Raw genomic sequence first — 25,152 nt, 5'->3', positions numbered from 1 at the left:
CGGTTCAATTCTTCGGGCCGACGAGGGTCGCAACGGTCTGGGCAGCCAGTTTCAGCCGCTGGCGGACGACGGAGCGGCCGAGGACGGCCATGCTATCGAAAAGCGGCAGCGAGCGCGAGGAGCCCGACATGGCGACGAAAAGCGGGGCCACGATGACCTTCAGCTTCTTGCCCATGCGGTCGGCGATGGCGCGCAGCTCGGCTTCGATGGTCTCGACGTTCCATTCGAGGATCTTTTCGAGATCGGGCTGCACCGTGTTCAGGATGTCAAGCAATTCTTCCGGCGTCGACTTGATCTTGGCGAAGGCGGAGGGATCAAGGTTGAGATCGGACTTGAACAGGAAGCCGGTGAGATCCGGCAGCTCGCCAAGCTTGGTGATGCGCGACTGCGAGAGCTTCAGGCCTTCCTTCAAGCGATCGTTTTCCATCGCCCAGATCAGGACGCGATGCTGGAATTCCTCTTCCGAGAGCTTTTCGCGGATCCAGCGGCCGTTCAGCCAGTCGAGCTTCTGGATATCGAAGATCGCACCGGCCTTGGAGAGGTTTTCCGGGTCGAACTTTGCGGCAAGCTCATCCATGCTCAAGAGCTCTTCGCCTTCGGCGATCTGGATGAAGAAAAGGCCGAGGAAGTTCATCAGCGCCTCGGGGATATAGCCGAGGGCCGTGTAATAAGAGATCGAGGTCGGGTTCTTGCGCTTCGACAATTTCGACTTGTCGGCATTGCGCATCAGCGACAGGTGCATGAACACCGGCGGCTCCCAGCCGAGATACTGATAGATCAGAATGTGCTTCGGCACCGAGGCGAGCCATTCCTCGCCGCGCGCGACATGGGTGATCTTCATAAGGTGGTCGTCGACGACGTTGGCCATGTGATAGGTCGGCATGCCGTCGGCCTTGAGCAAGACCTGCATGTCGACGGCATCCCACGGGATTTCGACATCGCCGTAGACGCCGTCATGGAACTTGCAGGAGCCTTCCGTCGGGATCTTCATGCGCACCACATGCGGCTCGCCGGCCGCGACGCGCGTCGAAACTTCCTCGGCCGAGAGGTTCAGACAGTGGCCGTCATATTTCGGCGGAAGGCCGGCGGCGCGCTGTGCCTCGCGCATCTTTTCCAGACGCTCCGGCGTGCAGAAGCAGCGGAAGCCGTGACCGGCCGTGACGATCTGCTCGACATAGGGCTTGTAGAGGTCCTTGCGGTCGCTCTGGCGATAGGGGCCGTAGGGGCCGCCGATATCGGGACCTTCGGACCATTTCAGGCCGCACCATTTCAGCGCGTCGAGCACCTTGGTCTCGAATTCCGGGGTAGAGCGGGTCGCGTCGGTATCCTCGATGCGCAGGATGAACTCGCCGCCGTGTTTCTTGGCGAAGAGATAATTGAACAGCGCGATGTAGGCCGTGCCGACATGCGGCTCGCCGGTGGGGGAGGGTGCGATGCGGACGCGAACGCCTGAAGTGGTCATCTTGTTTGCCCGTCATAAAGGGCCGGGCCGCGCTCGGGACGAGCGCCGTCCAGCCGAAGATGTATCTGGATTAGGAAACCGGCCGGAAAAGGGCGTATTGCCGTTTCCATTCCGCGTTTTCCGTATGGCTGGCTTAGGCCATATTCAAGGGGTTGCGTCAAGGGAAACTGCGCTGGGAGGTTACCGCGGCGAGGTGACCGGCATTACGCCGCATCGATTTGAGCCGATCTCTCAATTTCATGAGGTCTCTTTACTCTTCCTAAGGCCATGGAAATAAAAGCGAGCCGCCCGACGAATTTGATTTGCAATTTTCGCGGCAGTTGCGAAATAGGTCTTCAATCGTTCACCGCGAGGAAGCAATGAAGAAATTGATTTTGAGCCTTTTGTTGACAGCCGCCATGTTCGATGCAGCCGTGGCCCAATCGACGATTACGCGCGATGGCTCGGCGAAGCTGATCGAGTCCTATCGTGCCTATATCGGCAGTGACGATCTTTACAATTCCAAGGGCGAGCGCCTGACGGCGCCCTGGCAGATCATCCGCCAGGACCGCGCCAATTACCATGCCTATCGCCGCCGCGACCGTGGCGACCAGGGGGACAGCTTCTTCTCGCTGCCGTCAAACCGGGCGAAGCTCGAAGAGATGCTGGCAAACGGCAACATCGCCGACGATGCCGGAAACCTCATCGTTCGCGGCAATGTCTGGGTGAAAGTCGATATTTATGGACGTGGCGATGTCGGAGAATATGTCGACATCCATGTTCAGGACTGATCGGACGCTACTGGAGCACTTCCAGGAAAAGTGCGCAGTGGCTTTCCGTCCGGAATGCGTAAAAAACAGATAGAGCGTTTTCGCGATTCTATGAAAAGCGGAAACGCTCCAAACCGCACACGTTTCGGGGTGCGGCTTTCCCGGTCAATGGCCGCCGGATGCCCTTTTCCGACGGTTGCGCGCCAGCATATTGAGCACCTCCACGAGAGCGGAGAAGGCCATGGCGGTATAGATATAGCCCTTCGGAACATGCACACCCATGCCTTCGGCGATCAGCGTCGTGCCGATCATCAGCAGGAAGGCGAGCGCCAGCATGACGATACTCGGGTTCCTCTCGATGAAGTTGGCGAGGGGGTTGGCAGCCACCAGCATGACGGTGACGGCGGCGATCACGGCAATGAACATGATCGGCAGATGCGGCGTCATGCCGACGGCGGTGATGATACTGTCGATCGAGAAGACGAGGTCGAGCAGCAGGATCTGGCCGATGGCCGAAGCGAAGCTCGTGGTGGTGGAGCTGGCAATGAAATCCTCGCCCTGCTCCTGCGGATCGACGTTGTGATGGATCTCCTTCGTCGCCTTCCAGACCAGGAAGAGGCCGCCGCCGATCAGGATCATGTCCTTCCAGGAGAAGCCCTGGCCGAAAACTTGGAAGACCGGGATCGTCAGCTGGACGATCCAGGCCACGGTGCCGAGCAGGGCGAGGCGCATGGCAAGGGCAAGTCCGATGCCGATCTTGCGGGCCCTGTCCCGGTGTTCGACCGGCAGCTTGTTGGTCAGGATCGAGATGAAGATGAGGTTGTCGATGCCAAGCACCACCTCCATGACCACGAGTGTGACGAGCGCGACCCACGCGCTCGGATCCTGTACCAGCCCCACAATATCCATAGGTGACATCCCCTTGTCAGCTTTCGGCTCCGCCGATGCTGACCCCCAGCTCCGGCCTCTAAGAATGGCCGTAATGTAAGGAGTGCCGTCTCCGGTACAAGCACCGCCGCCATTTTCGTGGCGGCGGGCACTGTTTAGGCTTTCAGCGGGATCCAGATTTCGGTCACGCCCATGCCGGTGTGCGGGTCGAACCGGTCGTCGTAGCGTTCCATCATGTCGGGAACGCCGGCGTGCTGATGACCGGATTGCGGAAGCCACTCGCCGAAGATCTGGTGCACCGTCGCCGTGATGCCGGAAATATGACCGCGATGGGTGAAGATCGCATAGCGTTGCGGCGGCAGCTTCATGGTGACGAAGCCTTCGGGCAGGTCGTCGGTGCCGGAGATTTCGGCGGCCGACATGTAGCGAAAGCTCTCGCTGCCTTCGTCCGCCTGGGTGCAGACGCCGTAGGCGGCATTGCCCTTCTGGCCGGGAATATGGCCGAAATGCTGGTTGAATTTCTGCCAGAGCGAGGGGATCGCCTGAGTGGCCTCATGGGCATAGGTTTCCGCAAGGCCGGCGAGCAGCATTGCGGGGTGGGTCTCGAAGCGCGGGGCGTCGAGTTTGGGAAGGCGGGTATCGTCCATTCTGATCGGCTCCTGTAGAGCGAGGTTGCGAACGTGCCCCTGTTTGCGCAGGCTTTCCGGCGTCATGCCGAACTGGTCGCGAAAGGCACGGGTGAAGGCCTCGTGCGAGCCGTAGCCGGCATCGAGGGCAACCTGGAGAATGGTGGAGGAACTGTCGATCAGCGCGAGAGCTGCGCCGCTCAAGCGACGGCTTCTGATATAGCCGCTAATCGAATGGCCTGTCGTCATTCCGAAGACGCGCGACAGATGATAGCGCGACAGACCGGCCGTCTCGGCAATCTCGTCCAGCGAAATATCGGATGTGAAATGGCTTTCGATGAACCATATCGCTCTACCGATCGCGCTCATATTAAACTCCCCTGGTTGCCGGACCAGTCATAGGCAAGCAGTCGCGGCGACGCTTGATCGCCATTGCGGAGTTGGGGGCCTCCGTTCGCCGGCAATCGCAGAAGCGTCAGTCCCGACCCCGGCGATCGGTGCCGTAAGCCGCGAGGAAGACGCGCACGGCGCCGCGCACGACATAATCGATTTCCTCTGCCGTAGGGGGAGCATCCATGTCGCCGAACAGCCGCAATTTGAAATAACCGCCGCTGGCCATCTCAAGGAATTGGCGCGCGGCCAGGTCGAAGTCGTCTATCTCCACGCTGCCAGCTTCGGCCTTGCGCTCCAGAAAGCCGCGCAAGACGGTGCGCAGATTGTCCGGGCCGGTGAAGAAGCGTTGACAGAGCGATGGCATGCGTTCGCGCACGCCAACGACCGTTCGCATGGCGCTGATGGTCTTATCGGATGTAACGTGTGTCGCGAAAACCTTGCCGAATTCGAGAAGGCTGGACGAAATATCGGCGTCATCGACAAGAGCCGCACGCACGATTTCGACGAAATGCGCACGTTCGCTATTTACAATGGCGGCGAACAGATCTTCCTTGTTGGCGAAATAAACGTAGAGAGTGCCTTTGGAGACGCCCGCCTCGCGGGTAACGTCGTTCATACTCGCCGCATCGAAGCCCATTTTCATAAAGACGCGCTTGGCGCCCTCGAGAATTTGATGACGCTTGGCCGGATCTTCGCCGGCAGCCCAGCGTCCGCCGGAGCCTGGAGCGGGTGCGTTCAACACAGCGGCATTTTGAGATTCGTGTTTCATCGTCTCCTTCACTCGATCACTTTTTCTGAATCTTAATCAGATTCGCCAAATAAATCGAACCGCGCGGTTCGATATCTCTTGATATGGAATCTAAAACGCTCTATGTCAATTGAACCGAACCGTTCGGTTCGATTATTTTACCAAGATTTTCGGTGGTAGGGCAATGTCGTCAAGTCATGGAAACAATGTAGCGCGCATCGTGAATGAGCCCGCTGATGCCGAAGCGGAAGCTCGGGAAGCAGGCGCATCCGCCAACGCTCCTGTTGCCGAAACGCGCGGCAACCCGACCCCCGCCCAGGCTGCGCCAGCATCTCCGGTCCCCGCGGCCCCACCGCCGCCGGAAAAGAAGCGGCGCAGCCTGGCTTTCCCGATCATCATCGTCGCCGCCCTCGCGGCAGGCGGCTGGTATGGTTATGAATGGTGGACGAACGGCCGCTTTATGGTGTCCACAGACGACGCCTATATCGGCGGTGATATCGCAACGATCTCGCCGAAGGTCACGGGCTATGTCGCCAAGGTGAATGTCGTCGCCAACCAGACGGTCAAGGCTGGCGATGTGCTCGCCACGCTCGACGACGGCGACTACAAGCTGGCACTTGAGCAGGCGCAGGCTTCCTACGACACCGAACAGCTTTCGCTCCATACCATCGATGCACAGATCGCCGCCGGCCAGGCCGCTCTTGCCCAGTCGCAGGCCCAGAAGGTTGCCCTCGACGCCACGGTTCGTGGCGCCCAGATCACCCAGACGCGCGCTGCTGAACTGCAAGCCAAGTCGGTCGGCACCACGGCCGCCTTGGATAGCGCCAACATCGCGCTCGACCAAGCCAAGGCCAACCTGGTCGGCGGCGATGCCGCCATCGCCTCGGCTCAGGCCAACATTAACCTGCTGCAGGCGCAGCGCCGTCAGGCAGAAAGCACGATCAAGGGGCTCGCCGCCGCTCGTGACAAGGCCGCTCGCGACCTGTCCTTCACCGTGCTGAAGGCGCCCTATGACGGCATCGTCGGCAACCGCTCGGTCCAGGAAGGCGATCTCGTCTCCCCCGGACAGAAGCTGATGGCGATCGTACCGACCAAGCAGCTCTATATCGACGCGAACTTCAAGGAAACGCAGATCCAGCACCTGGTTCCCGGTTCCAAGGTCAATGTCCATGTCGATGCCTATAGCGATCATCCGGTCGTCGGCACCGTCGAGTCGATCTCGCCGGCTTCAGGCTCTGTCTTCTCGCTGCTGCCGCCGGAGAACGCGACGGGTAACTTCACCAAGATCATCCAGCGCGTGCCTGTCCGCATCGCATTGCCGCAGGATGCGCTCAATACCGGCCGTCTGCGCGCAGGCCTCAGCGTCGTCGTCGACGTCGATACCCGCACGGCACCGGACAAGTAAGCGATCAAGCTCGGGAGAGACGCACGATGTCGTCCGCCAGCACTACAGCCGGATCGCCCCCACGCGCGGCCGGGCCTGCCGCGCCAGCGGCGGATCATATCGACACGAAAAAGCTCATCGCCTTTCTGGCGATGGTGCTTGGCATGTTCATGTCGATCCTCGACATTCAGATCGTTTCGGCGTCGCTCAGCGAGATCCAGGCGGGCCTCAGCGCCGGCTCGGATGAAATCGGCTGGGTCCAGACGGCTTATCTGATCGCCGAAGTCATCATGATCCCGCTTTCGGGAACGCTGGCACGCATCATTTCCACACGCTACCTGTTCGCGATTTCGGCGGCCGGCTTCACCGCAGCGAGTGCGCTTGCCGCGACCGCCACCAACATCGACCAGATGATCATCTACCGCGCTCTGCAGGGCTTTATCGGCGGCGGCATGATTCCCTCGGTCTTTGCGGCGGCATTCACGATCTTCCCGCCGTCCAAGCGCAACGTCGTCTCGCCGATCATCGGCCTGATCGCCACGCTTGCGCCGACCATCGGCCCGACCGTAGGCGGGTATCTTTCCAACGCCTTTTCATGGCACTGGCTGTTCCTGGTCAACATCCCGCCTGGCATCGTCGTTGCCATCGTCACCTGGAATTTCATCGATTTCGACAAGCCCGAGCTGTCGCTGATGAAGAAGTTCGACTGGTGGGGCCTGTTTTCGATGGGCGTTTTCCTCGGCGCGCTGGAATATGTGCTTGAGGAAGGCAACACCAACGACTGGTTCAACGACAATTATATCGTCGTCGGCGCCATCGCCTCCGCCATCGCCGCGGTCATCTTCTTCTACCGGGCGTTTACGGTCGAATTCCCCGTGGTGGATCTCAGAGCCTTCACCAACAAGAACTTCGCATTCGGGTCGATGTTCTCCTTCGTCATGGGCATCGGCCTCTATGGCCTGACTTACATCTATCCGCTCTTTCTTGCGCGCATTCGTGGCTATGATTCGCTGCAGATCGGCGAGACGATGTTCGTCTCGGGTCTCGCCATGTTCTTCACGGCGCCGCTTGCCGGCTTCCTGGCGAGCAGGGTCGATCTGCGTATCCTGATGATCATCGGGTTCACCAGCTTCTCCGCCGGCACCTACATCATGATGCATCTGACGGTGGACTGGGACTTCTGGGAACTATTGATCCCGCAGATACTGCGCGGCTTTGGCCTGATGCTCTGCATGGTGCCGATCAACAATATCGCGCTCGGAACCATGCCTCCCGCCCGTATGCGCGGCGCGTCCGGCCTGTTCAATCTGACGCGTAACCTCGGCGGTGCCGTCGGTCTTGCGATCATCAACACGCTGCTGACGAACCGGCAGGACCAGCATTATTTCAACCTGCGTGACCATATTCATTGGGGCAGCCATGCCGCCGTTACCCAACTGAACAATATGGCTGCGAACTTCAACGCGTCCGGTTTGGATGGCCAACAGGCCGCCTTGAAGCGGATGGTCGGCATGGCGACGCGGCAGGCGGTCGTTATGTCCTTCGGGGACATCTTCCTGATGCTGACTGTGCTGTTCCTGGCGATGATCCTCGGCGTTCTCATGCTTAGCAAGCCCAACGTACCGGGCGGCGGCGGAGGTGGCGGAGGCCACTGATCCAACTTCTAGTTATGCTCCCAAGGCAGGGCTCCTCGTTGCGAGGGGCCCTTTTTTCCGTAGGAACGAGCGGAAAATCGCTTGGCTGAAAATTTTTGATTTACGTACATCAGAAACGGCGGTAATGGTTTCTTGAGGAGGAGCCGATGAGACCGACCGTGCATGACATCGCAGCTGCCGCAGGTGTGAGCCTCGCGACCGTAGACCGCGTCCTGAACCAGCGGCCCGGCGTGCGGCTGGTGACGCGCGAGAAGGTGGAAGAGGCCATTCGCCAGATCGGCTATATCCGCGATGTCGCCGCCGCCAATCTGGCCAAGGGCCGCGTCTATCCTCTCGTTTTCATCGTACCGACGGGCGATAATTCCTTCATGCACGGGCTGCGTTCCGAGGTGCATCACGCGACTTTGCGGGCGGGCATGGAGCGCACCGATATCCGCATCGTCGAGGTGCCGGCTTTCGATGTGTCGGCCCTCGTCGCTGCGCTCGATGGGCTGCAGGGGCAGGATGTCGCCGGCGTCGCCCTGGTGGCGACCGATGCGCCGGAAGTGCGGGCCGCGGTTGACCGGCTGGTGTCCGAGCGCATCCCGGTCGTCACGCTGGTTTCAGATCTTACCGATTCCACGAGGCATCACTATGCCGGTATCGACAATATCGCCGCCGGCCGCACCGCTGCCCGGCTGCTGGGCCGGTTCCTTGGCGGCCGCGAGGGCGATCTTACGGTTCTCGCCGGCTCCATGCTGGTGCGCGACCATCGCGAGCGCTTGCAGGGGTTCTCGGCCGTGATGGCAGAGGAGTTTCCCAAGCTGCGGCTGCTGCCCGTGCTGGAAGGACGCGACGATCCGGAGCGGACCAGATCGCTTGTCTCCAAGGCACTGTCGGAAAACAAGGACATTATCGGCATCTACAGCCTCGGTGCCGGCAACAGGGGCCTGATCGCAGCCTTGAAGGCCGTCCGGCCCGAGCGCGAGTTGACCGTGGTCGTGCATGAGCTGACGCAGCACACGCGCACCGCGCTGGTGGACGGCACGATCGATGCCGTTCTCAATCAGGATGCCGGCCATGAGGTGCGCAGCGCCATCCGCGTCATGAAGGCGACCGCCGATGGCCAGGCCGTCATCGCCGACCAGGAGCGCATCCGCCTCGACATTTTCTTGAAGGACAATCTGCCCTGACATTCGAACGCGGCAGAGCATAGGGAGTACCATCTGATGTATTTGGGTCTCGATCTCGGAACGTCCGGCGTCAAAGCGATGCTGATCGACGGCAATCAGAGGATCATCGGTTCCGCCAATGGCGGGCTCGACGTCTCGCGCCCGCATCCCGGCTGGTCGGAGCAGGATCCGGCGCACTGGATCCGCGCAACCGAAGAGGCCGTTGCCGGGCTGAAGGCGGCGCATCCGAAGGAACTGGCCGCCGTGCGCGGCATCGGCCTTTCCGGTCAGATGCATGGTGCGACGCTGCTCGATGCCGACGACAAGGTGTTGCGGCCCTGCATTCTCTGGAACGATACCCGCAGCTATCAGGAGGCTGCCGCGCTCGACGCAGATCCGAGGTTCCGCGCGCTGACCGGCAATATCGTCTTCCCCGGATTTACGGCGCCGAAGCTGGCATGGGTCGCCAAGCATGAGCCTGAGATTTTCGCCAGGGTGCGCTGGGTGCTGTTGCCGAAGGACTATCTGCGTCTCTGGCTAACGGGCGAGCATATGTCGGAAATGTCTGACTCCGCCGGCACTTCCTGGCTCGACACCGGCAAGCGCAAATGGTCTTCCGAACTGCTGGCGGCGACCAATCTCGACGAGAAGCAGATGCCGACGCTGGTCGAAGGCACCGAGGTTGCCGGCAAGCTGCGCGGCGAGCTAGCCTCGAAATGGGGTATCGATGGCGATGCCGTCGTTGCCGGCGGGGCAGGGGACAATGCGGCTTCGGCCTGCGGCATGGGTACGGTGAGCCACGGCGCCGCGTTCGTTTCGCTCGGCACCTCGGGCGTTCTCTTTGCCGCCAACAGCTCCTACCTGCCGAAGCCTGAAAGCGCAGTCCATGCCTTTTGCCACGCGCTGCCGAACACCTGGCATCAGATGGGCGTCATCCTCTCGGCGACCGATGCGCTGAACTGGCATTCGCATGTGACGGGCAAGTCGGCTGCCGAACTCACCACTGAGCTTGGCGACACGCTGAGGGCGCCGACGAGCGTTACCTTCCTTCCCTATCTCTCGGGCGAGCGCACGCCGCACAACGATGCGACGATCCGCGGCGCATTCATCGGGCTCGGTCATGAAAGCGGCCGCGCGGTGCTGACGCAGGCCGTGCTCGAAGGTGTGTCCTTCGCCATTCGCGACAATCTGGAAGCGCTGCGGTCTGCCGGCACGGATATCGCACGCGTAACCGCCATCGGTGGCGGCTCGCGTTCCCGCTACTGGCTTGCTTCGATCGCCACCGCGCTTGGCATGCCCGTCGACCTGCCGGCGGACGGCGATTTCGGTGCCGCCTTCGGTGCTGCGCGTCTCGGCCTGATCGCTGCCACCGGCGCCGATCCGGTCGCGGTCTGCACCCCGCCGCAGACGGCTGGCACGATCGATCCCGTGACCTCGCTGACGGATGCCTATGCGGATGCCTACAAGCGCTATCGGGCGGTTTATCCGGCGATCAAGCCGCTGTCGGCGCATTGAAATAACATGGCGCGTGGCCCCTCATCCGCCCTGTCGGGCACCTTCTCCCCGTTTTGACGGGGAGAGGGGGAAGGCGGCAACCGCTGCCCGCCCCTAATGCTTTGCTCGGCGGGGATGCAGAGGTCGTCCCCTCTCCCCGCGTGCGGGGAGAGGGCTAGGGTGAGGGGCAGAGCGCCACGGCACGAACAACGATACCGAAACACCAACCTGAGGAGACAAGACATGAGCACCGGATTTTTTGGTGATATCAGCAAGGTAAAATACGAAGGCCCCGACAGCACCAATCCGCTGGCCTTCCGCTATTACAACAAGGACGAAGTCGTTGCCGGCAAGCGGATGGAAGACCATCTGCGCTTCGCCGTCGCCTACTGGCACACCTTCACTTGGCCGGGCGGCGATCCCTTCGGCGGCCAGACTTTCCTTCGCCCCTGGTTCCATGAAACCATGGAAGCCGCCAAGCTGAAGGCCGACGTCGCCTTCGAGTTCTTCACCCTGCTCGGCACGCCCTATTACTGCTTCCACGATGCTGACGTGCGCCCGGAAGGCAAGAACTTCGCCGAGAACACCAAGAACCTCAACGAGATCGTCGATTACTTCGCCCGGAAGCAGGCCGAAACCGGCGTGAAGCTGCTCTGGGGCACGGCGAACCTCTTCTCCAATCGCCGCTTCATGTCGGGCGCCGCGACCAACCCGGATCCGGATGTCTTCGCCTTTTCGGCAGCGACCGTGAAGACCTGCCTGGACGCCACCCACAAGCTCGGCGGCGAAAACTACGTCCTCTGGGGCGGCCGTGAAGGCTATGAGACGCTGCTCAACACCGACCTGAAGCGGGAATTGGACCAGATGGGCCGCTTCCTCAATCTCGTCGTCGAGTACAAGCACAAGATCGGCTTCAAGGGCACGATCCTGATTGAGCCGAAGCCGCAGGAGCCGACCAAGCACCAGTATGACTACGACGTTGCCACCGTCTACGGCTTCCTCAAGAAGTACGGTCTCGAGAACGAAGTGAAGGTCAACATCGAGCAGGGCCATGCGATCCTCGCTGGCCATTCCTTCGAGCACGAACTGGCGCTTGCCAACGCGCTCGGCATCTTCGGCTCGATCGACATGAACCGCAACGATTACCAGTCCGGCTGGGATACCGACCAGTTCCCGAACAACGTTCCGGAAATGACGCTGGCCTACTATCAGGTTCTGGCAGGCGGCGGCTTCAAGTCGGGCGGCACGAATTTCGACGCCAAGCTGCGTCGTCAGTCGCTCGATCCGGAAGATCTGCTCATCGGCCACATCGGCGGCATGGATTGCTGCGCTCGCGGCCTGAAGGCTGCTGCCAGGATGATCGAGGACAAGGCGCTCTCCAAGCCGCTCGCCGACCGTTATGCCGGCTGGGATTCGGCTGAGGGCCAGAAGCTGCTGCGCGGCGAGTATTCGCTCGACCAGATCGCCCAGTGGGTCGAAACCAAGGACGTCAACCCGCAGCCGAAGTCCGGCAAGCAGGAACTGCTAGAAAACATCGTCAATCGTTACGTTTGATCGATAGGTTCGGGAGGCGGTGGTTCACTGCCTCCCGACTCCAGCCTGAAGGCGCGGCTGGAAATGGATATGGAATTTCCCGAAGGGTCTTTAGCGTTGGCGAAGGCATAACCATCGGCCTGATGCAAGGGGCCGAATTCAAGACCTTCCTCTGCGCATCTCGCGCGGAAAGCTTCGACATGCTCGACGTCGAACACGAGTTTTACCAGCGATTGCCCCATTTTCTGCGCCTTAGCCGCAGGATGGATCATCAGATTGGCACCGCCGTCCGGAGCGAGCAACTCGACAATCCGATCGCCTGCCTGCCGATGCGGCTTGAACCCGAAATACTTCTCGTAGAAGCGGATAGTTGCTTCCACATCGTGGACATAGAGGACCAGCCTGCCGAGCGGCATCGCGACACCTGCCTATCGCCGCGCGCGCGACGGTGCCGAAACCGAGTTTCGCACCACCAGATCCGGCCGTAGCAAGATCTCGGTCTCGGGGGGCTCGCCATCCGAAAGCAGTTCGAGCAGCAGCGCCATGGCATGTTTGCCAATGGCGGTGCGTGGCTGGCGGATCGTCGTTAGCGACGGCGTCATGAAGACGGCTTGCGGCACGTCGTCGAAGCCGGTCACCGAGAAATCCTCGGGAATGTCGTAGCCGCGTGTTTTCAGGCCGATCATGACGCCGATCGCGGTCTGATCGTTGACGCACATGAAGGCCGTCGGCAGCGTGTCGCGCATGAAAAGCTGCTCGACGGCGAGCCGTCCGCTTTCGATCGTGCCGTCACCCTCCAAGATGATTCGGAGATTGGCGCCGATGCCGGCCGCATCGAGCCCGGCTTCATAGCCCATGCGCCGCCGGCTGTAGGCGAGGCGGGTGCGGGAATCACCGATGAAGGCGATCTTGCGGTGGCCTTCGGCAATCAGCAGGTCGACGGCTTTGCGCGCACCGGCGATATCGTCGACGCCGACATAGGGAATGCCGCCGTTGAACACAGGCTCGAAGACGCCGACGCTTGGCGGCAGCCGCGCCGTCATCGTCTGGTGCCCGAAGGGCAGGATGCCGGTAAAGAGGATCAGCCCCGCCGCCTGGTTGGAATTGAGAAATTTCAGATATTCCAGCCCGCGCTGCGCATCGTTCTGGGTGTGGCCGATGAGGATGCCATAGCCGTGCGAACGCGCCTCATTCTCCAGGCCGATCAGGATATTGGAGAAGTTCGGGTCGCCGATATCGGGGGCTACGACCAGGATCATGTTGGAGCGGCCGAGCCTCAAGCTGCGCGCCATCGCATTGGTCGTATAGCCGGTGACGGCGATGGCCTGATTGACCTTCAGCCGCGTCGAATTGGCGACTTTCTCCGGCATATGGATTGCTCTGGAGACCGTTGCAATCGAAACATTGGCAATTCGGGCGACGTCTTCGATAGTTGCGGGCGTGGAATTCGACACTGCGCTCTGCCTTGGGGTCTCGTCTCGGTGCTGGAGACTACACAGACTTACGTGGAGGTCAAAGGTAACCGCGAAATTTTGTACGATATCCAATGATGTAAACCTTTACACGATGTATGTAAAGGTTTACATCATTGGAAAGCGGGTGGAGCCGTAGGGAGGGGACAGGCAATGAGTTCGGAAGCCGTCGACGGTGCGGTGGTGCTGTCTGCGAGGGGGATCTCCAAATCCTTCAGCGGCGTGCAGGTGCTGTTCAGCGTCAATTTCGACCTTCGGGTTGGCGAAATTCATGCGCTCATGGGCGAGAACGGCGCCGGCAAATCGACACTCGTCAAAGTCCTTTCCGGCTTCGAGCAGCCTACCTCCGGCGAGATCGTGCTCGACGGCAAGGCGGTAAAGCTGCCGCCGAACGGTGCCGCCGAAGCGCTCGGCATCGTCATCATCCACCAGGAATTCAACCTTGCGGAACATCTGACCGTCACCGAGAGCCTGTTCCTTGGTCGCGAAGTCACGCGCTTCGGCGTGCTCGACCGCAAGCATATGCGCGCGGAGACGCGGCGCGTGCTCGACCTCCTCGGATCGCATGTCGACGAGAATGCTCTGATCAGTACGCTTTCCATCGCCGACAAACAGATGGTGGAGATCGCCAAGGCGATCAGCCGCGATGCGCGGATCGTCTTCATGGACGAGCCGACTGCCGTCCTGTCGCGCGAGGAGACCAATTTCCTGTTCAGGCAGGTGCGCAAGCTACGCGACCAGGGAACGAGTTTCGTCTTCGTCTCCCACAAGCTCGATGAGGTCATGGAGCTGACGGATCGTGTCACGGTGCTGCGTGATGGCCAATGGGTGAAGACCTCTCCGACCTCGCTGCTCGATGGCGAATCGATCGCCCAGCTGATGGTCGGGCGCGAACTTTCGAGCCTCTATCCGGCCAAGAACGAGCCCGATGTGGATGAGAAGGTTGTGCTCAGCGTCAGCGCGCTTTCGACTGGCTACGTTCGCGATGCGAGCTTCGAGCTGCGAAAGGGCGAGATACTGGGCTTCTCCGGCATGATCGGCTCTGGCCGGACGGAGCTGATGGAAGCGATCGTCGGCCTGCGCTCGCGCGCGTCCGGCGAGGTCGTCGCCAACGGCCAGACCGTGCCGCCGCATGACGTGCATGCGGCCATCGATGCCGGCCTTGCCTATATGACGAAGGACCGCAAGTCCAAGGGACTGCTGCTGAATTCGGGCATGGCCGTCAATCTGACCCTGCAGTCGCTCGATCGGCACGGCAAGTTCGGCTATCTGAGCGCCTCCAGCGAGGCGGATGCGCTGACGCGGGCGCGCCGCCGCTTCGATATCAGGGTGCGCGACGGAAATATCGTTGCCGGCCGCATGTCGGGCGGCAATCAGCAGAAGCTGCTCTTGGCGAAGGTCATGGAGACCGAGCCTCAGATCATCATCATCGACGAGCCGACGCGCGGCATCGATGTCGGCACCAAGCAGCAGATCTATCATTTCATTTCGGCGCTGGCGCGCGACGGTCATTCGATCATCGTGGTCTCCTCGGAAATGCCCGAGGTCATTGGGTTGTGCACGCGGATCGCTGTCATGCGCGAAGGCCACATCGTCGGCATGCTCGAAGGCGACGAGATCTCCGAGCAGGAAATCATGCGTTATGCGGCGGGCCTGAAGAAAAAGACCGCTGCCTGAGCGGGCGGCACAGGACAGGGCGAATTCCCAGCAGTCATGGGACGGGAGGTTGGTTTTGGTTATGAGCGTGGGCGAAGACAGCAGCGGCAAGGCAGGCCGGCGAGGGCGCTCCTGGCGGGATGTCGATCTTAGGGCCGTTGCGCCGTTTGCAGCGCTGGTGCTGCTTCTGATCGTGGGCGCACTGGTCAACCCGAACTTCATCGGCATCACCAATCTTGCCAACGTCGCGACAAGAAGCGCCTTCATCGCCATCATCGCGGTCGGAGCTACCTTCGTCATCTCCGCGGGCGATCTCGATCTGTCCGTCGGATCCATGGTGGCCTTCGTGGCGAGCCTGATGATCCTCCTGATGAATTCCGGCGTCATCGCCGATCCGACCCTGATGCTGGTGGCGGCCATGGCATTCGGGATCGTCGCCGGCGCGCTGTGTGGCCTTGCCAACGGCCTGATTACCACCGTCGGCAAGATCGAGCCTTTCATCGCCACGCTCGGTACGATGGGCGTCTATCGCGGGTTGACGACCTGGCTGTCGCAGGGTGGCGCGATCACGCTGCGCTCGTCGGAACTGCAGGCGCTCTATCGTCCGGCCTATTTCGGCTCCATTCTAGGGGTGCCGGTTCCGATCGTGGTGATCCTTGCCGTCACCGGCGTCGCCGCCTTCATTCTTTACCGCACCCGCTATGGACGGCATGTCGTCGCCGTCGGCTCGAACAGCGATGTCGCGCGCTATTCCGGCATCGCGGTCAACCGTGTGCGCACCATTGCCTTCGTCATTCAAGGCCTTTGCGTCGCCATCGCCGTGCTTCTCTACGTGCCGCGGCTCGGCTCGACCTCGGCCACGACCGGCATTCTCTGGGAGTTGCAGGCGATCACCGCCGTCGTCGTTGGCGGCACCGCGCTGAAGGGCGGGGCGGGCAGGGTATGGGGCACCATCTGCGGCGCCTTCATCCTCGAGCTGGTCGGCAACATCATGCTGCTTTCCAATTTCATCAGCGAATATCTGATTGGCGCCATCCAGGGTGCGATCATCATCATCGCCATGCTCGTTCAGCGCTCGCTGGTACGCAAATCATGAACAACCGGGTCAAGGGGCGCCCGGTCATCAGGACAAAGCCCTGTTTCTATGTGGGAGGATAAAATGCGCAAAACACTTATTGGCGTGGCCGTCGTGCTTGCGGCTCTGGCCGGCGCGGTGCATGCCGCGGACAAGAAGGTGACGATCGGCGTTTCCATTCCGGCCGCCGACCATGGCTGGACCTCCGGCGTGGTATTCCATGCCGAGCGCGTCGCCAAGCAACTGATGGCCCAGCACCCCGGTCTGAATGTCATCGTCAAGACCTCGCCCGACGCGGCGAGCCAGGCCAACGCTGTGCAGGACCTCGAGACCCAGGGCATCGACGCGCTCGTCATCCTGCCTTCGGACCCGGATCCGCTCGTCAACGCCATCAAGGAAGTCAAGGGCAAGGGCAAGTTCGTGACGCTCGTCGACCGCGCGCCGAGCAACAACGACAATTCCGTCCGTGACCTCTATGTCGCCGGCAACAATCCGGCACTCGGCCAGACGGCTGGCGAATACATCAAGGCCACAACGCCGGACGCGCAGGTCGTCGTCATCCGCGGTCTGCCGATCCCGATCGATCAGCAGCGCCAGGATGGTTTCGACAAGGGCATTGCCGGCTCGAAGGTCAAGGTTCTCGACCGTCAGTATGGCAACTGGAACCGCGACGACGCCTTCAAGGTCATGCAGGACTATCTGACCAAGTTCCCGAAGATCGACGTCGTCTGGTGTCAGGATGACGACATGGCCGTCGGCGTGCTGCAGGCGATCGATCAGGCCAAGCGCACCGACATCAAGTATATCGTAGCCGGCGCCGGCTCGAAGGACATGGTCAAGAAGGTCATGGACGGCGACAAGATTATCCCGGTCGACGTTCTCTACCCGCCGGCAATGGTGGGCACGGCCATAGAGCTGACCGCTGCCAACTTCTACAACCAGGTTCCAGTTCGCGGTAATTACATCCTCGATGCGACGCTCGTCACGAAGGATAATGCCAAGGACTTCTACTTCCCCGATTCACCGTTCTGATCGGTTGAGTTGAACAGATGCGCCCGCCGGTTTCGGCGGGCGTTTTTTGGCGTGCCGCCTTGTTTCGCACCGCGCAACTATTTTTTGCGGCACGTACCTCTTGCCGCCAGCGGCCGGCCGTGATTAGGTCACCAAGCATTCGACTTTCATCCTGACGACCCTATAGTTTTTTGAGGTGACGGTATCCCAACCGCCTCTGACTAAGGGCTTGAAGGGTATCGGAAACGTTTACAGAACGCGACTAGGGAGGAATTAGCTATGAAGACGATCAAAGGCCCCGGCCTGTTTCTCGGACAATTCGCAGGCGATACCGCGCCATTCAATTCGTGGGATTCGATCACGAAATGGGCTGCCGATGCCGGCTATGTCGGCGTGCAGGTTCCGACTTGGGCAAGCCAGCTCATCGACCTGAAGAAGGCAGCTTCCTCCAAGGATTATTGCGACGAGTTCGCCGGTATCGCCCGCTCGAACGGTGTCGAGGTAACGGAACTTTCGACCCATCTGCAGGGTCAGCTCGTTGCCGTGCATCCCGCCTATGACGAAGCCTTCGACGGTTTTGCGGCTCCGGAAGTGCGAGGGAACCCGAAGGCGCGGCAGGAATGGGCGGTCGAACAGGTGAAGATGGCGCTGACGGCTTCGAAGCATCTCGGCATCAAGGCGCATGCGACCTTCTCGGGCGCGCTTGCCTGGCCCTTCATCTATCCCTGGCCGCAGCGTCCGGCCGGTCTCGTCGAAACCGCCTTTGAAGAGCTTGCCCGCCGCTGGACGCCGATCCTCAATCACGCCGACGAAAACGGCGTTGACGTCTGCTACGAAATCCATCCGGGCGAAGACCTGCATGACGGCATCACCTTCGAGATGTTCCTGGAGCGCGTGAAGAACCACCCGCGCGCCAACATGCTCTACGACCCCTCGCACTATGTCCTGCAGTGCCTCGATTATCTCGACAACATCGACATCTACAAGGACCGCATCAAGATGTTCCACGTCAAGGATGCGGAGTTCAATCCGACCGGACGCCAGGGTGTCTATGGCGGCTATCAGGGCTGGGTCGAGCGCGCCGGCCGCTTCCGTTCGCTCGGCGACGGCCAGGTCGATTTCGGTGCTATCTTCTCGAAGATGACCGCCAATAATTTCGACGGCTGGGCCGTGGTCGAATGGGAATGCGCCCTGAAGCATCCCGAGGACGGTGCGCGCGAAGGCGCGGAGTTCGTCAAGGCGCATATCATCCGCGTCACGGAAAAGGCCTTTGACGACTTTGCGGGTAGCGGCACCGACCAGGCGGCGAACCGGCGCATGCTGGGGCTGTAATCCGAAACCTTCTACCCGCATGTGCGGGGAGAAGGTGGGCTCGAACGGTTGAGCGGAGCGAAATCGTTTGAGGACGGATGAGGGGCCTTCTCGATATTTTCGCCAATTCAGAGCTTGCAGAAGGCTTGGCCCCTCTCCCCGCAGGCGGGGAGAGGGGACGATTGCAGCACGCGATCGCGTTCAAACAATTCAACTCTCAGGAGGACAAAAATGGCAATCGAAGGATCATCGGAACAGACGCGGGAGCCGCGCATTCGGCTTGGCATGGTGGGCGGCGGTGCCGGCGCATTCATCGGCGCAGTGCATCGCATCGCGGCACGCATTGACGATCAGTTCGATCTTATCGCCGGCGCGCTCTCGTCTTCGCCGGAAAAGGCTGCGGCTTCGGGCCGCGATCTTGGTCTCGATCCCTCGCGCACCTATTCCAGCTATCGCGACATGGCGATCCGGGAAGCCAAGCTGAAGAACGGCATTGAAGCCGTCTCGATCGTCACGCCGAACCATGTCCATTATGACGCCGCCAAGGAATTCTTGCGCCGCGGCATCCACGTCATCTGCGACAAGCCGCTGACCTCCAACCTTGCCGATGCCAAGAAGCTGAAGAAAGTGGCCGACGAGAGCGGCGCGCTCTTCATCCTCACGCATAACTATACCGGCTATCCGATGGTCCGTCAGGCGCGCGAGATGGTCGAGAATGGCGAACTCGGTGATATCCGCATCGTGCAGGTGGAATATCCGCAGGACTGGCTGACGGAAAATATCGAGCAGTCCGGCCAGAAGCAGGCGGCATGGCGCACCGATCCGGCCCAGTCCGGCGCCGGCGGCTCGACAGGGGATATCGGCACGCATGCCTATAACCTCGCTTCCTTCGTGACGGGCTTGGAACTCGACAGCCTTGCCGCCGACCTCGACAGCTTTGTCGAGGGGCGCCGACTCGATGACAACGGTCACGTGCTGCTGCGCTTCAAGGCGAAGGGCAAGGAAAAGCCGGCAAAGGGCATGCTTTGGTGCAGCCAGGTGGCGCCCGGCCATGAGAACGGTCTGAAGCTGCGCGTCTACGGCACCAAGGGCGGCATCGAGTGGACGCAGGCCGATCCGAACTATCTCTGGTACACGCCGTTCGGCGATCAGAAGCGGCTGATTACCCGCAACGGTGCCGGCTCCGGCGCTGCCGCGGCGCGCGTCTCGCGCATCCCATCGGGCCATCCGGAAGGCTATCTCGAAGCGTTTGCCACGATCTATACCGAGGCTGCGCGCGCCATCAACGCCCGCAAGAAGGGCGTGGCGGTCGATCCGGCCGTGATCTACCCGACCGTCGATGATGGCGTGAAGGGCGTGGCTTTCGTCGAGGCGTGCGTCGCTTCCTCGAAGCGCAACGGTGCCTGGGTCAAGCTCTAAGCTTCGGATAGGGTTCGAGGCGGCGACACCGCCTCGAACCTGCTTGTTCAGGCCGCGACTTCCTGCTTGCGCTTCGTCAGCGCATCGACGCTGAACGGGCCGCCGCCGGCTGCAACGAGAAACAGGAAGATGAAGCAGAAGAGGATGGCAGCGGTGCCGCCGTTCTGCGCGGGATAGAAGCTCTGCGGTGCATGGCGCAGGAAATAGGCAAACGCCATCAGGCCCGACAGCACGAAGGCGGCGATCCGTGTCTTGAAGCCGATCAGGACGAGGAAGCCGAGGGTCAGCTCAAGCAGGCCGGCGATCCAGGGCAGCGATCCGGCGGGCGGCACGGTTTCGGCCGCCGGGAAATGCAGCACCTTCTGCGTTCCATAGCTGAACAGCACGAGCGAGGCGACGATGCGCAGGAGGCTCAGCAGATGAGGTTGAAAAGCGTGGAGCGCAGGGAGCATTCGTATCCTTTCGTTGTCAGGTTTGAATGCTACCCTCAATTGATCCTTGGCCGAAAGACAAGTCACGACTGTTGACATTGATGTTATCTAGCTGTGCGAAGGTTGCTGCCATAGCTGGTGAAATTTCCTGGGCGCCCTTAGCCGGCTTGATTTATCGGCACCTGCAACGTTGCAGTTTTCTGGTATCGGCACTGTACTTTGTCGCGCTGCTTGGTTAAACCGCAGCCAACGAAGCCATAACAGACGGGATTTTCATCATGATCGATCCGAAGCTTCTTGCCGATCGCTTCCCCGGCGATTTCACATTCGGCGTTGCCACCGCCGCCTTCCAGATCGAAGGTGCCACAAAGGCGGATGGCCGCAAGCCCTCGATATGGGATGCTTTCGCCAACATGCCCGGCCGGGTCTATCAGCGCAACAATGGCGATGTCGCCTGCGACCATTATAACCGTCTGGAACAGGATCTCGATCTGATCAAGGAGATGGGCGTCGAAGCCTATCGCTTCTCGATCGCCTGGCCGCGCATCATTCCCGACGGCACCGGCCCGGTGAACGAAGCCGGCCTCGATTTCTACGATCGCCTTGTCGATGGCTGCAAGGCGCGTGGGATCAAGACCTTTGCTACGCTCTACCATTGGGACCTGCCGCTGACGCTTGCCGGTGACGGCGGCTGGACGGCGCGCTCGACGGCACATGCCTTCCAGCGTTATGCCAAGACCGTCATGGCCCGCCTCGGCGACCGTCTGGATTCGGTTGCCACCTTCAACGAGCCCTGGTGCATCGTCTGGCTGAGCCACCTCTATGGCATCCATGCGCCGGGCGAGCGCAACATGCAGGCGGCGCTCTATGCCATGCACACCATGAACCTGGCCCACGGTCTCGGCGTCGAGGCGATCCGCGCTGTGGCGCCGAAGGTGCCGGTCGGTATCGTGCTGAACGCGGCTTCGATCCTGCCGGGCTCGGATCGCCCGAAAGATCTGGCGGCCGTCGAGCGTGCCCATCAGTTCCACAATGGCGCCTTCTTCGATCCGATCTTCAAGGGCGAATATCCGAAGGAATTCGTCGAAGCGCTTGGCGATCGCATGCCTGTCATCGAAGACGGCGATCTCAAGACCATCAATCAGAAGCTCGATTGGTGGGGCCTGAACTATTATATGCCGATGCGCGTCCTCGACGACGCTTCCAAAAGCGGCGATTTCCCCTGGACGAAGGATGCGCCGCCGGTCAGCGACGTTAAGACGGATATCGGTTGGGAGGTCTATTCACCTGGCCTGAGGCACGTCGTCGAGGATCTCAACAAGCGCTACGACCTGCCGGAGTGCTACATCACCGAAAATGGTGCCTGCTACAATATGGGCGTCGTCAACGGCGAGGTCGACGACCAGCCGCGCCTCGACTATTACAACGAGCATCTCGGTGTCGTCGCTGATCTCATCAAGGACGGTTATCCGATGCGTGGCTATTTCGCCTGGAGCCTGATGGACAATTTCGAATGGGCGGAAGGCTATCGCATGCGCTTCGGCCTCGTGCATGTCGATTATGAAACGCAGGCGCGCACGATCAAGAAGAGCGGCAAGTGGTATCGGGAGCTCGCGGCCCAGTTCCCGAAGGGCAATCATAAGGCGGATTGACGCAGTCTTACCTCCCCCTTGAAGGCGGAGGTCACCCGGAACGCGCGGGTAGGGGTGACCTGCAGTGTCCGCAATCGTCACCCCACCCGGACCTCTGGTCCGACCCTCCCCTTCAAGGGGAGGGTAGCTATCGCCCGAATCGATGGGGCCTGTTAGGCTTTGCGCATGACCCTGCGCCCGCTTTTCCTTTATGCACTTTGCGGCAGCCTGCGGCAGGTTTCGACCAGCCGCAAGCTGCTGGAAGCCCTGCGGCTTGGATGCCCTGAAGACATTACCATCGAGATCTGTGATCTGATCGGCGACCTGCCGATCTTCAATCCCGACAATGAGGGCGAGCGGACGCCTGCCATCGTCGAAGAATTCGCGGGAAATATCCGAAAGGCGGATGGCTTGATCGTTTCCTGTCCGGAATATGCGCATGGCATACCGGGCGGATTCAAGAATGCCCTGGACTGGCTGGTGTCGCGCGACGAGATACCGTTCAAGCCGCTGATGTTCGCGCATGCCTCGCATCGCGGCGACCTTGTTCTGGAGCAGCTTGCCGAGGTGCTGCGCACCATGTCGCTGCGCATCGTATCGGAGGCCTTTCTGCGCCTGCCGATTGCGGGCAAGAGCGATGAACTGCAGGCGGAAATTCTCTCGGGAGCACGCGACGACGGCCTGTTGTCTGCCAGCCTCAGCCGTTTCGCGGACGCGATTTCCGCCGAAGGGTGAATTTTCCCAGTATGGGCAAATATACAACTCTTTCCTGTAGGAATCTCGAATTCGCCTTAACCGTTTATTGAAGTCCTGACGGCAGACTTTCGCACCAAGGAGAAAAGACCTTGGGAGCAGGTATCGAGTCATTGCGGCATAGTACGCAGGTCGGTCGTCATTCTATCGTGACGGCCGTTTTGATTACTTTCGCGGTGGTCGTTGCCGTGGTGACTTTGATGGTGCTCACCGCGATCGGTCGTGTGGCCGATTATTCCAACAAGCTGGACGACGAGCGCTCCTGGGAGACGACGGTCGGCGCGCTCAAAACCTTTCAAGGGCAGCTCGAGGCGACGCTGCACGATCATTCCGCGCGCAACGATGCCGCGCGCAGCGTCTACGGGCGGGATGACCGCGGCTGGGTCGCCGGCAATTACGGCGATATATCCTCCAACGGTGCCCTGTTCGACACGGCCGTCATTGTCGATGACAACAATAAGCCGATCGTTGCCTATCATGACGGCGAGCCAATGACCGAGAATGTCGAGGACGTTCTCGGAACCGCCGTTTGGGCCCTGGTCGATCAGGCGCGCACCACGCGCATCACCGGAGTCCCCGAGGCGAGCGGCTACATCATGACCAGCAAGGGCATCGCGGCTGTCGGCGCCGCGACGATCCGGGAGAGATCTGGACGCATTCCGGTGCCCGAGGGCCAGCGGCGCTACCTCATTCTCGTGCGCTATCTCGATGCCGAACGGATCAAGGTGCTTTCCAACATCTATGTCATAAGCGGTCTCAAGCTGGTGCCGCCGGAGACCGTCGCTCGATACGCCGTATCGATCGTCGATCCGCTAGGCAAGTCTCTGGGACGGCTGGTCTGGAATTCACGCGAACCCGGAGATCTGAGCTATCAGCAAGTTCGCCCACTCGTGCTTGGTGCGCTTGGCTTGGTCGGCCTGTTCTTTGTCGTGCTGCTGATCCTGGGATCGCTGGCCGGGCGCCGGCTGCGGGCAGAGGAGGTTCAGGCGCGTCAGGGCTCCCTGCGCGACCGGCTGAGCGGCCTTCTCAATCGCGAGGGGCTGCGGCTCGATGTGGATCGGCTGGTCGAACGGGCGCGCGGCGACGGCAGCAATGTTCTGCTTCTCTATCTCGATCTCGATGGGTTCAAGGAAATCAACGATGCCTATGGGCACGGCACTGGCGATCAGCTCATTCGCGCCGTTGCCGCAGGGCTCAGCGTGCTCGTTTCACCGCAGGCATCCCTGGCACGTCTTGGAGGCGATGAATTCGCCATCGTCTTTCCGACCAAGGAGCTCAATGACGCGCCGGCCCTGCGGCTCGCCGAACAGGTTCTGGATTTTCTGTCCGAACCATTGGAGATCGGCCGTCGTGTGGTCGTCGTCGGCGCCAGCATCGGTATCGCAAGCTCGCCGGAAGGTCGCATAGACCGCGAAGAACTGGTGCGGCGCGCCGACCTCGCCATGTACAAGGCCAAGGAGGCCGGCCGCGCCCGCATGACCTGCTATGAGACGGCCATGGATGCGCATCGCGAGGAGCGCAATGCGCTGGAGCTCGATCTGCGTCGCGCGATCGAGATGGAAGAGCTGGTGGTTGTCTACCAGCCGCTGGTCGATGCTTCGAGCTGCGAAATGACTGGCGTCGAGGCGCTCGTGCGATGGAACCGCCCGGGCCATGGACCGATTTCGCCGGAGACCTTCATTCCCGTTGCCGAGACCTCCGGGCTCATCGAGGCGCTCGGGCTGTTCGTCCTGCGCAAGGCGTGTGAAGCTGCGCGGCAATGGCCCGATCTGCGGGTTGCCGTCAACGTCTCGCCCGGTCAATTCCGCAATCCCGCTTTCGCCGATTACGTTCGCAATGTGCTGAACAGCACGGAGATCGAGGCCGGGCGCGTGACGCTGGAAATCACCGAAGGCTATATCATTCAAAATCCGGAACGCACGCGCCAGTCGATCGAGCGGCTGAAGGCGCTTGGCGTCAAGGTGGCGCTGGACGATTTCGGCTCGGGCTTCTCCTCGATCGGCTATCTGCGCCAATTCGGCTTCGATCGTATCAAGATCGACCGCTCGCTGACTATGAACGTGTTGGAGGACGGCCGCGCCCGCGAAATGCTGCGGGCAACGGTGGCGCTCGCCCGCTCGCTCGACATTCCTGTGACAGCGGAAGGTATCGAGATCGAAGAGCAGGGACGGGCGCTGCAGAATTTCGGCTGCGACGAGCTGCAGGGCTATTTCTACGGAAAGCCGATGCCGGAAGCCGAGATCAGCAAGCGGCTTGCCGTTCAGAATGCTGCGGCGCTCGACGAAGAGCGCGGCGCCGCGGCTTAAAGCT

21 protein-coding genes are annotated in these 25,152 nt (G+C 61.1%); 14 read left to right on the top strand and 7 right to left on the bottom strand.

Features of this window, described 5'->3' with window-relative positions; all coding sequences use genetic code 11:
* Positions 1–4: 4 nt before the first annotated feature.
* Entirely contained in the window at positions 5–1,462 is a 1,458-nt protein-coding gene (gltX, locus tag RHSP_RS13575; RefSeq protein WP_004117744.1) for a glutamate--tRNA ligase, read from the bottom strand.
* A 359-nt stretch (positions 1,463–1,821) separates the two neighbouring features.
* On the opposite strand from gltX, the gene RHSP_RS13570 reads away from it, so the two are divergent.
* Positions 1,822–2,232: a hypothetical protein gene (locus RHSP_RS13570; protein ID WP_004117742.1), complete on the top strand. Its 411-nt coding sequence runs from the start codon at positions 1,822–1,824 to the stop codon at positions 2,230–2,232.
* Positions 2,233–2,376: 144 nt separating this feature from the next.
* Here the strand turns inward: RHSP_RS13570 and RHSP_RS13565 are convergent, their stop codons facing one another.
* The 3 genes from RHSP_RS13565 to RHSP_RS13555 all read right to left on the bottom strand — a co-directional run bounded on the left by RHSP_RS13565 (position 2,377) and on the right by RHSP_RS13555 (position 4,887).
* The gene (locus RHSP_RS13565) at positions 2,377–3,120 is read right to left on the bottom strand and encodes a TerC family protein (RefSeq protein ID WP_037151740.1); all 744 of its coding nucleotides are present in this window, start codon (positions 3,118–3,120) and stop codon (positions 2,377–2,379) included.
* 134 nt (positions 3,121–3,254) lie between these two features.
* Positions 3,255–4,094 (bottom strand): GyrI-like domain-containing protein, encoded by an 840-nt coding sequence (locus RHSP_RS13560; protein ID WP_037151736.1) that lies wholly within the window; start codon positions 4,092–4,094, stop codon positions 3,255–3,257.
* Between the two features lie 106 nt (positions 4,095–4,200).
* Positions 4,201–4,887 (bottom strand): TetR/AcrR family transcriptional regulator, encoded by a 687-nt coding sequence (locus RHSP_RS13555; protein ID WP_004117740.1) that lies wholly within the window; start codon positions 4,885–4,887, stop codon positions 4,201–4,203.
* A gap of 163 nt (positions 4,888–5,050) precedes the next feature.
* Between RHSP_RS13555 and RHSP_RS13550 the strand changes: the two genes are divergently transcribed.
* The 5 genes from RHSP_RS13550 (at position 5,051) to xylA (ending at position 12,104) form a co-directional block, all read left to right on the top strand.
* Positions 5,051–6,271, top strand: a complete 1,221-nt coding sequence (locus RHSP_RS13550) for an HlyD family secretion protein (protein ID WP_004117739.1) — start codon at positions 5,051–5,053, stop codon at positions 6,269–6,271.
* A 26-nt stretch (positions 6,272–6,297) separates the two neighbouring features.
* A complete protein-coding gene (locus RHSP_RS13545; RefSeq protein WP_004117738.1) occupies positions 6,298–7,905 on the top strand; it encodes a DHA2 family efflux MFS transporter permease subunit in 1,608 nt (535 codons plus the stop codon).
* A 146-nt stretch (positions 7,906–8,051) separates the two neighbouring features.
* The gene (locus tag RHSP_RS13540) at positions 8,052–9,077 is read left to right on the top strand and encodes a LacI family DNA-binding transcriptional regulator (protein ID WP_004117737.1); all 1,026 of its coding nucleotides are present in this window, start codon (positions 8,052–8,054) and stop codon (positions 9,075–9,077) included.
* A gap of 36 nt (positions 9,078–9,113) precedes the next feature.
* A complete protein-coding gene (gene xylB / locus RHSP_RS13535) occupies positions 9,114–10,571 on the top strand; it encodes a xylulokinase (protein ID WP_037151731.1) in 1,458 nt (485 codons plus the stop codon).
* A gap of 222 nt (positions 10,572–10,793) precedes the next feature.
* Positions 10,794–12,104, top strand: coding sequence for a xylose isomerase (xylA, locus tag RHSP_RS13530; RefSeq protein ID WP_037151728.1), 1,311 nt, complete (start codon positions 10,794–10,796; stop codon positions 12,102–12,104).
* Here xylA and RHSP_RS13525 read toward each other — a convergent pair.
* Both RHSP_RS13525 and RHSP_RS13520 read right to left on the bottom strand, forming a co-directional pair.
* Positions 12,095–12,499 (bottom strand): VOC family protein, encoded by a 405-nt coding sequence (locus RHSP_RS13525; RefSeq protein ID WP_004117722.1) that lies wholly within the window; start codon positions 12,497–12,499, stop codon positions 12,095–12,097. The genes xylA and RHSP_RS13525 overlap by 10 nt on opposite strands.
* Positions 12,500–12,511: 12 nt before the next feature.
* Complete coding sequence (locus tag RHSP_RS13520) at positions 12,512–13,537, bottom strand: LacI family DNA-binding transcriptional regulator (RefSeq protein ID WP_004117721.1); 1,026 nt, start codon at positions 13,535–13,537, stop codon at positions 12,512–12,514.
* Between the two features lie 171 nt (positions 13,538–13,708).
* Between RHSP_RS13520 and RHSP_RS13515 the strand changes: the two genes are divergently transcribed.
* The 5 genes from RHSP_RS13515 (at position 13,709) to RHSP_RS13495 (ending at position 20,027) form a co-directional block, all read left to right on the top strand.
* Complete coding sequence (locus RHSP_RS13515) at positions 13,709–15,232, top strand: sugar ABC transporter ATP-binding protein (protein ID WP_004117720.1); 1,524 nt, start codon at positions 13,709–13,711, stop codon at positions 15,230–15,232.
* 61 nt (positions 15,233–15,293) lie between these two features.
* Positions 15,294–16,307 (top strand): ABC transporter permease, encoded by a 1,014-nt coding sequence (locus RHSP_RS13510; RefSeq protein WP_004117718.1) that lies wholly within the window; start codon positions 15,294–15,296, stop codon positions 16,305–16,307.
* A gap of 63 nt (positions 16,308–16,370) precedes the next feature.
* On the top strand, positions 16,371–17,318 hold the full coding sequence (locus RHSP_RS13505; RefSeq protein WP_037151724.1) for a substrate-binding domain-containing protein: 948 nt from the start codon (positions 16,371–16,373) through the stop codon (positions 17,316–17,318).
* Positions 17,319–17,576: 258 nt separating this feature from the next.
* Positions 17,577–18,629, top strand: coding sequence for a sugar phosphate isomerase/epimerase family protein (locus tag RHSP_RS13500; RefSeq protein ID WP_037151721.1), 1,053 nt, complete (start codon positions 17,577–17,579; stop codon positions 18,627–18,629).
* A 210-nt stretch (positions 18,630–18,839) separates the two neighbouring features.
* Positions 18,840–20,027 (top strand): Gfo/Idh/MocA family protein, encoded by a 1,188-nt coding sequence (locus RHSP_RS13495; protein ID WP_004117712.1) that lies wholly within the window; start codon positions 18,840–18,842, stop codon positions 20,025–20,027.
* A gap of 47 nt (positions 20,028–20,074) precedes the next feature.
* On the opposite strand, the gene RHSP_RS13490 is transcribed toward RHSP_RS13495, so the two are convergent.
* Positions 20,075–20,479 carry a DoxX family protein gene (locus RHSP_RS13490; RefSeq protein WP_004117710.1) on the bottom strand — a complete coding sequence of 135 codons (405 nt, stop codon included), beginning with the start codon at positions 20,477–20,479 and terminating at the stop codon, positions 20,075–20,077.
* A gap of 257 nt (positions 20,480–20,736) precedes the next feature.
* Here RHSP_RS13490 and RHSP_RS13485 point away from each other — a divergent pair, with 257 nt between their 5' ends.
* From RHSP_RS13485 to RHSP_RS13475, 3 genes are all read left to right on the top strand, one after another.
* A complete protein-coding gene (locus RHSP_RS13485; protein WP_004117708.1) occupies positions 20,737–22,110 on the top strand; it encodes a GH1 family beta-glucosidase in 1,374 nt (457 codons plus the stop codon).
* A 165-nt stretch (positions 22,111–22,275) separates the two neighbouring features.
* Entirely contained in the window at positions 22,276–22,824 is a 549-nt protein-coding gene (locus RHSP_RS13480; protein WP_004117706.1) for an NADPH-dependent FMN reductase, read from the top strand.
* Positions 22,825–22,934: 110 nt separating this feature from the next.
* The gene (locus tag RHSP_RS13475; protein WP_004117705.1) at positions 22,935–25,148 is read left to right on the top strand and encodes a bifunctional diguanylate cyclase/phosphodiesterase; all 2,214 of its coding nucleotides are present in this window, start codon (positions 22,935–22,937) and stop codon (positions 25,146–25,148) included.
* Positions 25,149–25,152: the final 4 nt, after the last annotated feature.

The sequence above is a fragment of the Rhizobium freirei PRF 81 genome (assembly GCF_000359745.1).
Lineage (GTDB): Bacteria > Pseudomonadota > Alphaproteobacteria > Rhizobiales > Rhizobiaceae > Rhizobium > Rhizobium freirei.
Note: the sequence above shows the minus strand (reverse complement) of the source record. Positions and strands in the feature narration are given on the sequence as shown.